A 14140-nucleotide genomic window follows, 5' to 3' on the forward strand; every position below is an offset into this window, starting at 1 on the left:
GTGCGACTTATCCATTACTCAACTGGCCACGAAATTTTTCTGACGCGTTGCCATAATCGGTAATGCATCGCCAGGAGACATTGCGCGATGTGACGGCAGTATCGACAGGCAGCGACGTCGTGCTTTTCGGGGCGACAGTATCCGCCTCCGACAGCAAGCGATCGTTGAGGTACAGCGAATCGAAGACGGTATGGTACGCCGAAGGATTATTCACTTGCAGCATAGCGCCGCTCCGGGAAAACTGCAGATGCTCACAGGCTTCTGCCGGTGTACCGGGCAACCCTTCGGGGCGATAAAACAGCTTGAGGCGCGTTTTATAGATCAGTCTCAGTACGTTTTTATCCTCATCATTTTTATCACTGGCAGGAATGGTTCGAACGTTGATAAAAAAGAGCGATTCGCGATCCTGTGGCAGCGCACCGCCGGACCAGACGATGCGCAGACTCTGTTCCGTTTCGGCATCGAGGCGAAATAAGGGCGGGGTGACGATAAACGGCCCCCGGGTCTTGCCATCACCGCTATCCACCCATGACTGAATTAACCATGGCAATTCCGTCCCCTTATTTACCACGGGCAGCGCAACCTCTTTTTTTTGCGCATTATAAATAACCCGTGTTTTGCCGATCTGTATTCCGGCCGCTAGACTGTAATTAATGGGAGAAAGTGTTAATGGAGCGAGTAATGCGATCAGTGGAATACGACGCATAATTTATTCCTTGCTTTAAAATGCTAAAACATGATCTGCGCAGAGACAGGTCATGTTTTAATATTTATTAAATAATGTGTGTAGCGATAATTAATGTTTGTCAGCGATAAAGAATATTCACCGTCATATCGGCATCAGCTGGCCCCGCGGTTACCGGTATGGCGAAAGCCCGGTAACGTGCAACGAAATGTCCACGAACGCTGTCTGAGTTGGTGGGCAGGTCGATAGCAACCTGACCTTCGGAGCCATCCATTTTCAGCAGGGTTTCAGTTCGGTCGAGTGTACTGACAGCAATGCCAATATTGGTCGCCGCTGCGCTCCCTGCGGTGGTGATGGCACTCACGGAAAGCAAATCTGCGTTACTGGTCGCAACAGTCGGGCCTTCAAAAGTGAGCTGAACGCTGGTTAACCCGGTCGTTTGCAGCGGGCAGTTTTTCAGTTGAATGTCGAAAGGAACCAGAGTGGATTCATCACCCGGGTTAACAAACAGCGAGGTGGGATAGGTACCGAGAGGGACATTATTATCTTTTCCATCATTACCATCAATAATACAACTTGGTTCAATAATTTCACCCGTAAAATGAACCGTGCCGGCATTCATTTCATCGGCAATTGCAGGGATTGATAATGCAACGGCAAATGCCGCCGGGATGTATTTCAGTAGTGTCATTGGAATGCTCCGGAATAAAACTCGCTCCTGTATTTAAGAGCAATTAATTAATCGAGGTGGTTAACTTTTGGCGAGTATACACAAATGAAGTCTAAATAAAAGTACGCGTGAGGATAAAAATGAATAATATGTGATAGTTGCTTTTAATTTGCTCTAATTATATTAATGGGGATTATTAATATATATAAATATATAGAATAAAATGATCAGTTTTCTTACCTGTTCATCAACGGGCGCGTTCCTGTTGCGCATTTCTCGCGGCAATACTGTGCTTAAAACCTGTTTCTGTCCTCTTTTCCGGCCATTGGCCCGGGTTCGCTCTGGCATCATGTGCATCATGGATAGTAGCGCGGAACGCTGGCGTGGCAGAAAATAACGAGGACAAAACAGAGGCCCCCACACCCCAACGGCTGGATAAGGCCCGTGAGGAGGGGCAGATCCCCCGATCCCGCGAACTGACCTCGATGTTGATTCTGCTGGTAGGGGTTTGCGTCATCTGGATCGGCGGCGAGTCGCTGGCGCGTCGTCTGGCGGGGCTGCTGTCGTCGGGTTTGCATTTCGATCACAGTATCGTCAACGACCCCAATCTTATCCTCGGGCAAATCATTCTGCTGATTAAACAAGCCATGATGGCCATGCTGCCGCTGATTGTCGGGGTGGTGGTGGTGGCGATTATCGCGCCGATGCTGCTTGGCGGCATCGTGTTCAGCCCGAAATCCCTTTCGCTGAAACTGGATAAATTAAACCCGCTGCCGGGCATCAAACGGATATTTTCTGCGCAGACCTTCGCCGAGTTACTGAAGGCGATCCTGAAGTCGCTGTTAGTCGGCAGCGTTACGGGTTTGTATCTCTGGACCAACTGGCCGGACATGATGCGTCTGGTTAGTGAATCCCCTATAAACGCCATGGGGCATGCGCTGAATCTGGTCGGGCTGTGTACGTTGCTGGTGGCGCTGGGGATTGTCCCGATGGTGGGATTTGACGTCTTCTGGCAGATCTACAGCCATATGAAAAAGCTGCGTATGTCCCGCCAGGATATCCGCGACGAATTTAAACAGAACGAAGGCGACCCGCATGTGAAGAGTCGTATTCGTCAGATGCAGCGTGCCGCTGCGCGCCGCCGAATGATGGCGGACGTGCCGAAGGCGGATGTCATCGTGACCAACCCGACCCATTACGCGGTCGCGTTACAGTATGACGAAAACAAAATGAGTGCGCCGAAAGTGCTGGCGAAAGGCGCTGGATTGGTGGCGCTGCGCATTCGCGAGATCGGCGCTGAAAACCGTATTCCGGTGCTGGAAGCGCCGCCACTGGCGCGTGCGCTGTTTCGTCATGCGGAAATCGGACAACAAATTCCCGGTCAGTTATACGCCGCGGTGGCGGAAGTGCTGGCCTGGGTATGGCAACTGAAACGCTGGCGTCTGGCTGGCGGAACGGCGCCGAAAAAACCTGAAAACCTGCCGGTGCCTGCCGCACTGGATTTTTTGAATGAGAAGGAAACTGATGGCTAATCTGGTCGCAATGCTGCGTCTGCCCGTAAATATGAAATCGACGCAATGGCAGGTTCTTGCCGGACCGGTGCTGATTCTGCTGATCCTGTCAATGATGGTGCTGCCGCTGCCAGCGTTCGTCCTTGATCTGCTGTTTACCTTCAACATTGCGCTGTCCATTATGGTGCTGCTGGTGGCGATGTTTACCCAGCGGACGCTGGAATTTGCGGCGTTCCCGACCATCCTGCTGTTTACCACCCTGTTGCGCCTGTCGCTGAACGTGGCCTCGACCCGTATCATTCTGATGGACGGTCACACCGGTGCGGCGGCGGCGGGGCGAGTGGTGGAAGCCTTCGGCCACTTCCTTGTCGGCGGTAACTTCGCTATCGGTATCGTGGTCTTTATCATTCTCGTCATCATCAACTTTATGGTTATCACCAAAGGTGCCGGGCGTATCGCGGAAGTGGGGGCGCGCTTTGTCCTCGACGGGATGCCGGGTAAACAGATGGCGATCGACGCCGACCTTAACGCCGGGCTGATTGGTGAAGATGAAGCGAAAAAACGCCGTTCGGATGTAAGTCAGGAAGCGGACTTCTACGGCTCGATGGACGGTGCGAGTAAATTTGTGCGCGGCGATGCGATTGCCGGGATCCTGATCATGGTGATCAACGTTCTCGGTGGTCTGCTGGTCGGTGTTCTGCAGCATGGCCTGCCGCTGGCAAAAGCGGCGGAATCCTACACGCTGCTGACCATTGGTGACGGCCTCGTGGCGCAGATCCCGGCGCTGGTTATCTCCACGGCAGCGGGCGTTATCGTCACCCGCGTCAGCACCGAACAGGACGTTGGCGAGCAGATGGTCGGGCAGTTGTTCAACAACCCGCGCGTCATGCTGCTCAGCGCCGCTGTCCTCGGTCTGCTCGGCCTGGTGCCGGGAATGCCGAACTTTGTTTTCCTGCTGTTCACCGCCGCGCTGCTGGGTCTCGCCTGGTGGATTCGCGGGCGCGAACAGGTTGCACCAACGCAGCCGCAGCCCGTCATACTGCCGGAAAACGGTCAGGCAGTTGAAGCATCGTGGAAAGACGTCCAACTGGAAGATACGCTCGGTATGGAAGTGGGCTATCGCCTGATCCCGATGGTCGATTTTCAGCAGGACGGCGAATTGCTGGGGCGTATCCGCAGTATCCGTAAGAAATTTGCGCAGGAGATGGGGTTCCTGCCGCCGGTGGTGCACATTCGTGACAACATGGATCTGCCACCGGCACGCTATCGCATCCTGATGAAAGGGGTGGAAATTGGTAGCGGAGATGCCTACCCGGGGCGCTGGCTGGCCATTAACCCTGGCACCGCGGCAGGTTCGTTGCCAGGTGAACCGACGGTTGATCCGGCATTCGGGCTGGCGGCTATCTGGATTGAAAGCGCGCTGAAAGAACAGGCGCAAATCCAGGGCTACACCGTAGTGGAATCCAGTACCGTGGTGGCGACGCATCTTAACCATCTGATCAGCCAGCACTCCGCCGAACTGTTTGGCCGTCAGGAAGCACAGCAGTTGCTGGATCGCGTGACACAGGAGATGCCGAAGCTGACCGAAGATCTGGTGCCGGGCGTCATCACCCTGACCACACTGCATAAAGTGCTGCAAAACCTGCTGGATGAAAAAGTGCCGATTCGCGATATGCGCTCGATTCTTGAAACGCTGGCGGAGCATGCGCCGATCCAGACTGACGCATATGAGCTGACCTCCGTGGTGCGTGTGGCGCTGGGTCGCGCGATCACTCAGCAGTGGTTCCCGGGTAATGGCGAAGTGCAGGTCATCGGCCTGGATACCGCGCTGGAACGACTGCTGCTGCAGGCGCTGCAGGGTGGCGGCGGGCTGGAGCCGGGGCTGGCGGATCGCCTGCTGACGCAAACCTCCGAAGCCTTAGCACGACAGGAGATGCTGGGAGCGCCGCCGGTATTGCTGGTAAACAACGCGTTGCGTCCGCTGCTGGCGCGCTTCCTGCGCCGTAGTCTGCCGCAACTGGTGGTGTTGTCGAACCTCGAACTGTCCGATAACCGCAATATCCGCATGACCGCCACCATCGGAGGGAAATAATGCGAAAGCTCTTCGCCCTGTTGTTGCTCCCGCTGTGCGTACAGGCGGCGGGGGAAGGAACGTGGCAGGCCAGCAGTACCGGCATTACGCTCACCTGGCGCGGACAGGCGGCGTCGTCCAGGGTTCTGGCTCCATCGCAACCCGTGGAAGGATTAATGACCGTCGTGGCCTGGCGCTATGAGCTCATTGGCCCCACGCCTGCCGGGTTGCGGGTGCGCTTATGCACGCAAACCCGCTGCGTTGAGCTTGACGGGCAGAGCGGTACCACCCGCGGCTTTAACGCGATTTCTGCGGGTGAACCGTTGCGTTTTATCTGGGAAGTGCCTGGCGGGGGGCGACTCATTCCGGCGCTGAAAGTGCGCAGCAATCAGGTCATCGTCAACTACCGTTAATCATCGTTTTCCCCTCCATCCGGCAGTGTCATCTGCCGGTATGATCTCATTTCTGGTCCTTTCTTTTGATGTAAAAGAAACGCTGTTTTATAAATCAGTGATGCGCGTAATCCCACTCTTTGCATTTCTGCCACCCCGTCAGATGTTGTGGCAAAATCGAAAAGGTTTCCTGTTGCTCATGCTTTTACTGTAGCCGTGTAAGTACCTCTACGGACCGCCGGATGACCGGAGGATCGCCAAAAAGAGACAGGGTTTACGGCAATGAATACACGAAAAATCGGTTTAGTGAACTATCTCGCCTACGGATCGGGTGACTTTCTCGGTGCGGGAACCACCGCGCTCACCGCGGCATGGCTGCTCTATTTTTACACGACCTTTTGCGGCCTTTCGCCCATCGAGGCGACGTTCATTTTTGCCACCGCCCGTGTGCTGGATGCGGTGGTCAGCCCGCTGATGGGCTTCCTGACGGATAACTTCGGCTCAACCTGGCTCGGCAAACGCTTCGGGCGCCGCAAGTTCTTTATTCTGCTTGGTATTCCCTGTGTCTTCAGCTATTCGCTGATGTGGGTGGGGGATATGGGGTTCTGGTACTACTTACTGACGTATCTGCTGTTTGACATCGTTTACACCATGATTCTGGTGCCTTACGAAACCCTGGTGCCGGAAATGACCGATGACTTTAAGCAGAAAACCAAATTCTCTGGCGCACGGATCTCAATGGCGCAGATGTCGGCAATTCTGGCCTCCTTCCTGCCCGGTGTGTTGTTAACGCTGCTCGGCAAAGACAACGCCATCTCCTTTTTCTATGCCAGTCTGGTCTTTTCCGTGTTGTGCGCGCTGATGCTGACGTTCGTCTGGTGCTTTACCTGGGAACGCCCGCGTGAAGCGTGGACCGAAGCCGCGATACGGGCGGATGAAGAGAAGAAAAACCTGACGCTGGCACAGAGCCTGAACCGGCTGATCATCGAGCTTTCCTCGACGCTGCGCATCCGTATTTTCCGCCAGCATCTTGGCATGTATCTGGGCGGCTATATCGCGCAGGATGTGTTCAACGCGGTGTTCACCTACTACGTGGTGTTTGTGCTGATGCAGGAAGCATCTGTCGCCTCGAATCTGCTGGGCACGATGGCTATCTTCCAGTTCCTCGCCGTGATCGGCATGATCCCGCTCTGTATTCGCTTTGGGCCCGCGCCGTCCTACCGGTTGGTAGTGGTGCTGTTCGGGCTGAGCTCATTCTCGTATGCGGCGCTCTGGTATGCCGGAATGAGCGATATCTATTCGCTGTTGCTGCTGGTATCGGCGGTCGCCGGGCTGGGGCGCGGCGGCATCAACTATGTGCCGTGGAACACCTACACCTATATTGCGGATGTCGATGAAGTGATCACCGGCCAGCGTCGCGAAGGGATTTTTGCCGGCATCATGACGCTGACCCGCAAAGCCTCGCAGGCCGGTGCCGTGATGCTGGTGGGGATCATCATGCAACTCTCCGGTTTTGTCAGCGGGCAGAAAACACAACCTGCGGAAGTGAGTCACACCATTCTGCTGATCCTGAGCGTCGGCACCATCATTGTGCTGCTCTGCGGTTTCCTGGTTTCACTGCGATTCAGGCTCAATCTGCAAACGCACAGCGTGCTGCGCGACGAGACGGCGAAAATGCGCCAGTCCGGGCGAGCGATACCGGAAAGCGCCACACCGCAGGCGCGCGCCACGGTCGAAATGCTGGCAGGCATGCCTTATGAGTGCCTGTGGGGTAACAACAACATCGGCTATCTGAATCGTAAAAAGCCTGCTGCACCGTCTCTCGGGCAGGTGAAGCCAATGAATACGTCCTATAACTGAGGTAAATATTATGAAGGTCTGGCCTGTCAAACAGAGCCCACTGTTGCGTCAGCCGACGCATTTCATCGCCCGCGATGAGTTGAAAGCGTTGATCTGCAAGGTGACGCACAATCTGGTTAACATCAAAGATGAGACCGGCGCGTTTTTACTGCGGCTGGATGACGGGCGGGTGATTGACACTAAAGGCTGGGCGGGCTGGGAGTGGACGCACGGTGTCGGGCTGTATGGGATCTACCAGTATTACCAGCAGACCGGCGATGCCACGATGCGCGACATTATTGATAACTGGTTCACCGACCGTTTCGCTGAAGGCGCAACCACCAAAAACGTCAATACCATGGCGCCGTTTCTGACGCTCGCTTATCGCTACGAAGAGACAGGCAATCCGGCATTTCTGCCGTGGCTGGAAAGCTGGGCGGAGTGGGCGATGCATGACATGCCGCGCACCGACGCTGGCGGCATGCAGCACATCACGCTGGCGGAAGAGAATCACCAGCAGATGTGGGACGACACTCTGATGATGACGGTCCTGCCGCTGGCGAAGATCGGCAAGTTACTGAATCGCCCGGCGTACGTGGAAGAAGCGGTGTATCAGTTCCTGTTACATGTCCAGAATCTGATGGACAGGGAGAGCGGACTCTGGTTTCACGGCTGGAATTACGACGGGAAGCATAACTTTGCCCGTGCACGCTGGGCGCGGGGCAACAGCTGGCTGACCATCGTCATTCCTGATTTCCTCGAACTGGTTGATTTACCGGAGCACAGCGCCGTGCGCCGCTATCTGATACAGGTGCTGAACGCGCAGATTGCGGCGCTGGCAACCTGTCAGCATGGCAATGGATTATGGCATACGCTGCTGGACGATCCGGATTCGTACCTCGAAGCCTCCGCCACGGCCGGATTTGCCTACGGTATTCTGAAAGCGGTGCGTAAACGTTATGTCCCGGCGGAATATGCTGAGGTGGCGGAAAACGCGATCCGCGGAATTGTGCGTCATATTTCGCCAGAAGGGGAGTTAATGCAGACCTCGTTTGGCACCGGCATGGGAAGCGACCTGGAGTTTTATCGCCAGATCCCGCTGACGTCGATGCCTTACGGCCAGGCGATGGCGATTTTGTGTCTGACGGAGTATTTGCGGAAGTATTTCTGATAATAAAAAACCCGGCGGCTGCCGGGTTTCATGTCATTTACATCCGCTCGACGGTTTCGATACCGAGTGTATCCAGTCCGAGCTTCAGGGTTTTCGCCGTCAGCAGCGCCAGTTTCAGGCGGCTGTTGCGGATCTCTTCATTTTCCGCGCTAAGTATCGGGCAATGCTCGTAGAAACCTGAGAACAGACCGGCCAGATCGTACAGATAAGAACACATCACATGCGGTGTGCCTTCACGGGCCACCACGTTCAGCGTTTCTTCAAACTGCAGCAGACGCGCAGCCAGTTGAGCTTCACGATCTTCGTTAATCACCACCGGGGCGTTAACCAGGGCGCGCTCTTCGATGTCTGCCTTGCGGAAGACCGACAGCACGCGGGTGTAGGCATACTGCATATACGGCGCGGTATTGCCCTCAAATGCCAGCATATTATCCCAGTCGAAAATGTAATCGGTGGTACGGTTTTTCGACAGGTCGGCGTATTTCACTGCGCCGATACCCACTGCATTGGCCAGTTTTTCCAGCTCGTCAGCAGGCATGTCCGGGTTCTTCTCTGCCACCAGACGACGGGCGCGTTCCAGCGCTTCATCCAGCAGATCAGCGAGCTTCACAGTGCCGCCCGCACGGGTTTTGAATGGCTTACCGTCTTTACCCAGCATCATTCCGAACATGTGGTGTTCCAGCGGTACTGAATCCGGGACATAGCCCGCTTTGCGCACGATAGTCCACGCCTGCATCAGGTGCTGGTGCTGGCGGGAGTCGATGTAATAGAGCACGCGATCGGCATGCAGCGTTTCATAGCGGTATTTGGCGCAGGCGATGTCGGTAGTGGTATAAAGGTAGCCGCCATCCTTTTTCTGGATGATGACGCCCATCGGTTCACCTTCCTTGTTCTTGTACTCATCAAGGAAGACCACGGTCGCGCCTTCGCTTTCCACCGCCAGACCTTTGGCTTTCAGATCCGCCACAATGCCAGGCAGCATCGGGTTATACAGGCTTTCGCCCATCACGTCGTCGCGGGTCAGGGTCACATTCAGACGCTGATAGGTGATCTGGTTTTGCGACATGGTGATGTCGACCAGCTTGCGCCACATCTCACGGCAATATTCGTCGCCGCCCTGCAGTTTCACCACATAACCACGAGCGCGTTCGGCAAAGGCTTCGTCTTCGTCATAGTGCTTTTTAGCGGCACGATAAAATTCTTCGAGATCTGCCAGCGCCATATCACCGGCGTTTTCCTGTTGTTGTTTTTCGAGGAACGCAATCAGCATGCCGAACTGCGTACCCCAGTCGCCGACGTGGTTCGCGCGGATCACTTTGTGACCAAGGAACTCCTGCGTACGGACGGACGCATCACCAATAATGGTGGAGCGCAGGTGACCGACGTGCATCTCTTTCGCCACGTTCGGTGCTGAGTAGTCGATGACAATGGTCTGCGGTTCAGGTTTTGTTACGCCGAGACGATCGGATTTCAGCGCCTCATTGACGTGCGTCGCCAGAAACGCCGGGTCGAGGAAAATATTGATAAAGCCCGGGCCTGCGATTTCTACTTTGCTGGCGATGCCATCAAGGGCGAGATGGGTGAGTACCTGCTCTGCCAGTTGTCGCGGCGCCATGCCCAGTTTTTTCGCAACTGCCATCACGCCATTGGCCTGATAGTCGCCAAACTGTACTTTTGCTGACTGACGAACCTGGGGTTCGCAATCGGCAGGCGCACCTGCCGCAATCAGGGCCTGACTAACTTTTTCTGAGAGAAGAGCCTGAATATTCACCGGAATACCTTACGTTTGTCGCGCTAAACCCTGAGACGGGCTGCGCCGGGGTGTGGATAAATTAAGGCGGGAGTATACTGCATTTGACCTGTGCCGTCAGCACTGAGCAGGGCTCTGCGCGCCCGGAAATTCACTGCACGTTTAACGAATAACCATTCATCTGCCGGTCGTGACATTCAGCGGTTGGTTCACCCGTCGTAACCTGGTAAATTAGCGCTTTCCCGACCAATGACAGAGACGAAAATGACCGCATGGCAGAGCATTGTGGAACTGCATGATATTTCCGCAGATTTACCCCGTTTCACTCAGGCGTTAACAGAACTTTCCACCCGGCTTGGGCTGGATATCGCACCGCTTGATGCCGATCACATTTCCCTGCGCTGTCACCAGAACGCCACGGCGGAACGCTGGCGCGCGGGGCTCGAGCAGTGCGGGACGCTGCTCTCGGAAAACATCATTAATGGCCGCCCGATTTGCCTGTTTAAACTGGCGGTGCCGGTGTGTGTCGCGCACTGGCAGTTCGATGTGGTGGAACTACCGTGGCCGGGCGAGAAACGCTATCCGCACGAAGGCTGGGAGCATATCGAAATCGTCCTGCCGGGCGACCCGGCCACGCTGAATGCCCGCGCGCTGGCGCTGCTTGCCGATGAAGGTCTCAGCCAGCCGGGGATCGTGGTGAAAACCAGTTCGCCAAAAGGGGAGCATGAGCGACTGCCGAATCCGACGCTCGCTGTCACCGATGGCAGGGTCACCATTAAGTTTCATCCGTGGTCAATTGAACAGATTGTCGCCAGTGAGCAGCAGAGGTCATGACAATGTGAAGTAACACGATGTCCACCTGCCACAAGCGTGGCAAGATGATGAGCTTTCTGAGCATTGCATGAGCAAAAAGGAGACGACATGGCGTTGCTGGAGATTTGTTGTTACAGCATGGAATGTGCGGTAACGGCACAGCAAAGAGGAGCCGATCGCATTGAGCTTTGCGCGGCCCCGCAGGAGGGCGGATTAACCCCTTCGTATGGCGTGCTGAAAACGGTCCGGCAGAAGGTGACGATCCCGGTGCACCCGATTATCCGTCCGCGCGGTGGCGATTTCTGCTACACCGACGGCGAGTTTGCGGTGATGCTGGCAGATATCCGTACGGTACGTGAACTGGGTTACCCCGGTTTCGTGACGGGGGTGCTTGATGCGCACGGCAATGTTGATATGACACGGATGCGGCAAATAATGGCGGCAGCGGGAACACTGGCGGTCACTTTTCATCGGGCCTTTGATATGTGCTCGAACCCGAAGCAAACGTTTGAAAACCTGAGAGAATTAGGCGTGGCACGGATTCTGACTTCCGGTCAGCAATCGTCCGCAGAAAAAGGTCTCGAATTAATTCGGGAACTAATTGCCCATGATGATGCTCCAATCATTATGGCGGGTGCCGGTGTGCGGGCGAGTAACCTTGCGTTATTTCTGGACGCAGGCGTGAAAGAGGTGCACAGCTCCGCAGGACACTGGGTGCCGTCGGTGATGCGTTACCGCAATCCAGGTCTTTCGATGTCCACTGACCCCAATGCCGATGAATACTCTCGCTTTGCCGTCAATGGCGAAACCGTGGCGGAAATGAAGGCGATTGTCGCCCGCTACGACACTGAATAACCGATTTTTACCGCGCATCATGTCGCCCAATATGATGCTTGCTTGTACCAGGCCCCTGCCATTTAAACAGGGGCCTTTTTTTCTCCGTCATCCAACCTGGCTCACTCGTCATTTTGTCCCCGGGAAGTGCTCGGCGTCCTCACGTACTTCATGTACGCTCCGGGGCCTGCGCGCTTGCCGTGAACAAACTGACGTCGCCGCCGACGGTTGGGATCTGTGCTTATGGCTTTTTCGCAATCAATACGGCGCGGAGCGGGGCGGGGTAACCTTCGACGGTTTTTGAACTGTCGTTCGGGTCGAGGAAATCGGCCAGGGATTCGGTGGTCATCCACGCGGTTTTGCGCTGTTCTTCGGTGGTGGTCACGCACATATCCACGATGCGAACATCAACAAACCCGCACTTTTCCAGCCATTTTTTCAGCGCCGGGGCGGACGGAATAAAGTAGACGTTGCGCATCTGGGCATAGCGCTCGCCCGGCACCAGCACTGTGTTTTCATCGCCATCAATAACCAGCGTTTCCAGCACTAACTCGCCTTCGTTGACCAGTTGATCTTTAAGCTGCCAGAGATGTTCGAGGGGAGAACGGCGATGGTAGAGCACGCCCATCGAAAAAACAGTATCAAATGCATTCAGCGCCGGAAGCTGCTCAATGCCCAGCGGCAACAGGTGCGCGCGCTGATCGTTGCCGAGCAGTTTTCGCACCGCTTCGAACTGACACAGGAACAACTGTGTGGGGTCGATACCCACCGCCAGATGCGCGCCCGCGCCAATCATCCGCCACAGGTGATACCCACTGCCGCAGCCGACGTCGAGGATTGTGCGGCCGCTGAGGTCAGAAAGGTGCGGCAATACGCGCTGCCATTTCCAGTCGGAACGCCATTCGGTATCAATATTCACGCCATATAACGAAAACGGCCCTTTGCGCCACGGCATCAGGTTTTGCAGCAGTTTTTCGATCCGCAACTGCTGACCTTCGCTGAGCGGCGTTTCACTCTCTGCCGTCACGCTGTGCAGCAGATCGAGCTTATAGGGTTTCATTTCCGGCAGAAATTCAACCGCGTTGGTCCACTGTTTAAACTGTCCGTGCAACGACGCGCGCTGCCACTCGCCAATCTGCGCAGGCAGGGTTTCCAGCCAGTGAGAAAGCGGGCTTTTGGCGATTCGCTGATAAAAGTTGCCGAACTCGATCATGCCGCGTCCCCGGCTTTCAGCGCCACCAGTGAGCCAAAGTTAAAGCACTGGAACCACAGTTCGCTGTGTTCAAACCCGGCGCTATGCAGCCGCGCTTTATGCGTTTCCACGGAATCGGTCAGCATGACGTTTTCCAGCATGCTGCGCTTCTGGCTAATTTCCAGTTCGCTGTAGCCGTTGGCACGTTTGAAATCATGATGCATGTTGAACAGCAACTCGCCGACAGTAGCGTCTTCAAAACTGAATTTTTCCGACAGCACCAGCGCGCCGCCCGGAGTCAGGCCGCGATAGATGTTATCCAGCAGCGACTGACGTTCAGCAGGCTCGAGGAATTGCAGCGTAAAGTTCAGCACCACCATGGAGGCGTTTTCGATGGTGATATGGCGAATATCGCCTTCAATCACCTCAACCGGGGTCGGCGCTTTGTACGCGTCGATATGACGACGGCAGCGTTCCACCATCGCCGGAGAGTTATCTACCGCGATAATTTTGCAGCCGGGATGGGCAATGTTACGGCGTACCGACAGCGTGGCGGCGCCCAGTGAGCAGCCCAGATCATAAACCCGGGTGTCCGGCTGCACGAAGCGCTCGGCCAGCATGCCGATCATCGAGATAATATTGGAGTAACCCGGCACGGAGCGCTGGATCATATCCGGGAAGACTTCAGCGACCCGTTCGTCGAAGGTCCAGTCGCCGAGACTGGCAATCGGCGCAGAAAAAAGCGTATCGCGGTTGGACATAACGTGTAATCCGAAAAATCAAAAACGGCGTATTGTGCGCTAACGTAAGGAGAAAACCAACTCCCACGGCATATACCAAAGGTTTGCCAGAACGGTCAGCAGCAGTGCGCACCAGGTGGCACTCATGCCGGAACGACGCCAGCGGATCAGCCGGTGATGATAGCCATAATAATGCATCAGGCGCCCGGCAATCAGTAACAGCCCGCAGATGTGCACCATCCAGGTTTCAGCACCGTTCATCTCCATGAACAGCATCAGAATAAGGCCGACAGGGATGTATTCCACTGCGTTACCATGAATACGAATGGCGCTTTGCAGCTCGCTAAAGCCGCCGTCACCATAGGAAACCCGGTACTGAAAACGCAGGCGAACAACATCAAATGAAAACTTAATTAACAGCAACGCACCCAGCACGGCATACAGCGCGCTTACCATACAAACTTCCTTTTAA

Annotated in this window: 13 protein-coding genes; 7 read left to right on the forward strand and 6 right to left on the reverse strand. The window is 55.4% G+C overall.

What is annotated here, in order from left to right:
- Nucleotides 1–7 precede the first annotated feature (7 nt).
- Nucleotides 8–706, reverse strand: a complete 699-nt coding sequence (locus AOY23_RS17835; protein WP_054180673.1) for a fimbrial biogenesis chaperone — start codon at nucleotides 704–706, stop codon at nucleotides 8–10.
- A 100-nt stretch (nucleotides 707–806) separates the two neighbouring features.
- Nucleotides 807–1376: a fimbrial protein gene (locus tag AOY23_RS17840; protein WP_054180672.1), complete on the reverse strand. Its 570-nt coding sequence runs from the start codon at nucleotides 1374–1376 to the stop codon at nucleotides 807–809.
- A 362-nt stretch (nucleotides 1377–1738) separates the two neighbouring features.
- Between AOY23_RS17840 and flhB the strand changes: the two genes are divergently transcribed.
- The 5 genes from flhB (at nucleotide 1739) to bglB (ending at nucleotide 8339) form a co-directional block, all read left to right on the forward strand.
- Entirely contained in the window at nucleotides 1739–2887 is a 1149-nt protein-coding gene (flhB, locus tag AOY23_RS17845) for a flagellar biosynthesis protein FlhB (protein WP_054180671.1), read from the forward strand.
- Nucleotides 2880–4958, forward strand: a complete 2079-nt coding sequence (gene flhA, locus AOY23_RS17850; protein ID WP_054180670.1) for a flagellar biosynthesis protein FlhA — start codon at nucleotides 2880–2882, stop codon at nucleotides 4956–4958. Before flhB ends, flhA begins: the two co-directional genes overlap by 8 nt.
- Complete coding sequence (gene flhE / locus AOY23_RS17855; RefSeq protein WP_054180669.1) at nucleotides 4958–5350, forward strand: flagellar protein FlhE; 393 nt, start codon at nucleotides 4958–4960, stop codon at nucleotides 5348–5350. The genes flhA and flhE overlap by 1 nt, the downstream gene beginning before the upstream one ends.
- A 261-nt stretch (nucleotides 5351–5611) precedes the next feature.
- Nucleotides 5612–7189 carry an MFS transporter gene (locus AOY23_RS17860; RefSeq protein ID WP_054180668.1) on the forward strand — a complete coding sequence of 526 codons (1578 nt, stop codon included), beginning with the start codon at nucleotides 5612–5614 and terminating at the stop codon, nucleotides 7187–7189.
- Between the two features lie 10 nt (nucleotides 7190–7199).
- Entirely contained in the window at nucleotides 7200–8339 is a 1140-nt protein-coding gene (gene bglB / locus AOY23_RS17865; RefSeq protein WP_054180667.1) for a beta-galactosidase BglB, read from the forward strand.
- A gap of 37 nt (nucleotides 8340–8376) precedes the next feature.
- Here the strand turns inward: bglB and argS are convergent, their stop codons facing one another.
- Nucleotides 8377–10110 (reverse strand): arginine--tRNA ligase, encoded by a 1734-nt coding sequence (gene argS, locus AOY23_RS17870; RefSeq protein ID WP_054180666.1) that lies wholly within the window; start codon nucleotides 10108–10110, stop codon nucleotides 8377–8379.
- Between the two features lie 243 nt (nucleotides 10111–10353).
- Here argS and AOY23_RS17875 point away from each other — a divergent pair, with 243 nt between their 5' ends.
- Together AOY23_RS17875 and cutC are read left to right on the forward strand one after the other, a co-directional pair.
- Nucleotides 10354–10923, forward strand: coding sequence for a VOC family protein (locus AOY23_RS17875; RefSeq protein WP_054180665.1), 570 nt, complete (start codon nucleotides 10354–10356; stop codon nucleotides 10921–10923).
- Nucleotides 10924–11010: 87 nt separating this feature from the next.
- Nucleotides 11011–11757, forward strand: a complete 747-nt coding sequence (gene cutC, locus AOY23_RS17880; protein WP_054180664.1) for a copper homeostasis protein CutC — start codon at nucleotides 11011–11013, stop codon at nucleotides 11755–11757.
- 220 nt (nucleotides 11758–11977) lie between these two features.
- On the opposite strand, the gene cmoB is transcribed toward cutC, so the two are convergent.
- From cmoB to AOY23_RS17895, 3 genes are read right to left on the reverse strand one after another with little or no spacing between them, the layout of a single operon-like run.
- On the reverse strand, nucleotides 11978–12949 hold the full coding sequence (cmoB, locus tag AOY23_RS17885) for a tRNA 5-methoxyuridine(34)/uridine 5-oxyacetic acid(34) synthase CmoB (protein ID WP_054180663.1): 972 nt from the start codon (nucleotides 12947–12949) through the stop codon (nucleotides 11978–11980).
- Complete coding sequence (cmoA, locus tag AOY23_RS17890; RefSeq protein ID WP_054180662.1) at nucleotides 12946–13689, reverse strand: carboxy-S-adenosyl-L-methionine synthase CmoA; 744 nt, start codon at nucleotides 13687–13689, stop codon at nucleotides 12946–12948. Before cmoA ends, cmoB begins: the two co-directional genes overlap by 4 nt.
- Nucleotides 13690–13728: 39 nt before the next feature.
- Entirely contained in the window at nucleotides 13729–14124 is a 396-nt protein-coding gene (locus AOY23_RS17895; protein WP_038153424.1) for an MAPEG family protein, read from the reverse strand.
- Between the last annotated feature and the right edge of the window lie 16 nt (nucleotides 14125–14140).

This window comes from Trabulsiella odontotermitis (assembly GCF_001297775.1).
GTDB lineage: Bacteria > Pseudomonadota > Gammaproteobacteria > Enterobacterales > Enterobacteriaceae > Trabulsiella > Trabulsiella odontotermitis.

What these genes read in the sequence shown, in the direction of transcription:
- flhA (WP_054180670.1), top strand. Translation starts at nt 2,880, where the DNA reads ATGGCTAATCTGGTCGCAATGCTGCGTCTGCCCGTAAATATGAAATCG.
- cutC (WP_054180664.1), top strand. Translation starts at nt 11,011, where the DNA reads ATGGCGTTGCTGGAGATTTGTTGTTACAGCATGGAATGTGCGGTAACG.
- cmoA (WP_054180662.1), bottom strand. Translation starts at nt 13,689, where the DNA reads ATGTCCAACCGCGATACGCTTTTTTCTGCGCCGATTGCCAGTCTCGGC.
- AOY23_RS17835 (WP_054180673.1), bottom strand. Translation starts at nt 706, where the DNA reads ATGCGTCGTATTCCACTGATCGCATTACTCGCTCCATTAACACTTTCT.
- AOY23_RS17895 (WP_038153424.1), bottom strand. Translation starts at nt 14,124, where the DNA reads ATGGTAAGCGCGCTGTATGCCGTGCTGGGTGCGTTGCTGTTAATTAAG.
- AOY23_RS17860 (WP_054180668.1), top strand. Translation starts at nt 5,612, where the DNA reads ATGAATACACGAAAAATCGGTTTAGTGAACTATCTCGCCTACGGATCG.
- bglB (WP_054180667.1), top strand. Translation starts at nt 7,200, where the DNA reads ATGAAGGTCTGGCCTGTCAAACAGAGCCCACTGTTGCGTCAGCCGACG.
- AOY23_RS17840 (WP_054180672.1), bottom strand. Translation starts at nt 1,376, where the DNA reads ATGACACTACTGAAATACATCCCGGCGGCATTTGCCGTTGCATTATCA.
- cmoB (WP_054180663.1), bottom strand. Translation starts at nt 12,949, where the DNA reads ATGATCGAGTTCGGCAACTTTTATCAGCGAATCGCCAAAAGCCCGCTT.
- flhE (WP_054180669.1), top strand. Translation starts at nt 4,958, where the DNA reads ATGCGAAAGCTCTTCGCCCTGTTGTTGCTCCCGCTGTGCGTACAGGCG.
- AOY23_RS17875 (WP_054180665.1), top strand. Translation starts at nt 10,354, where the DNA reads ATGACCGCATGGCAGAGCATTGTGGAACTGCATGATATTTCCGCAGAT.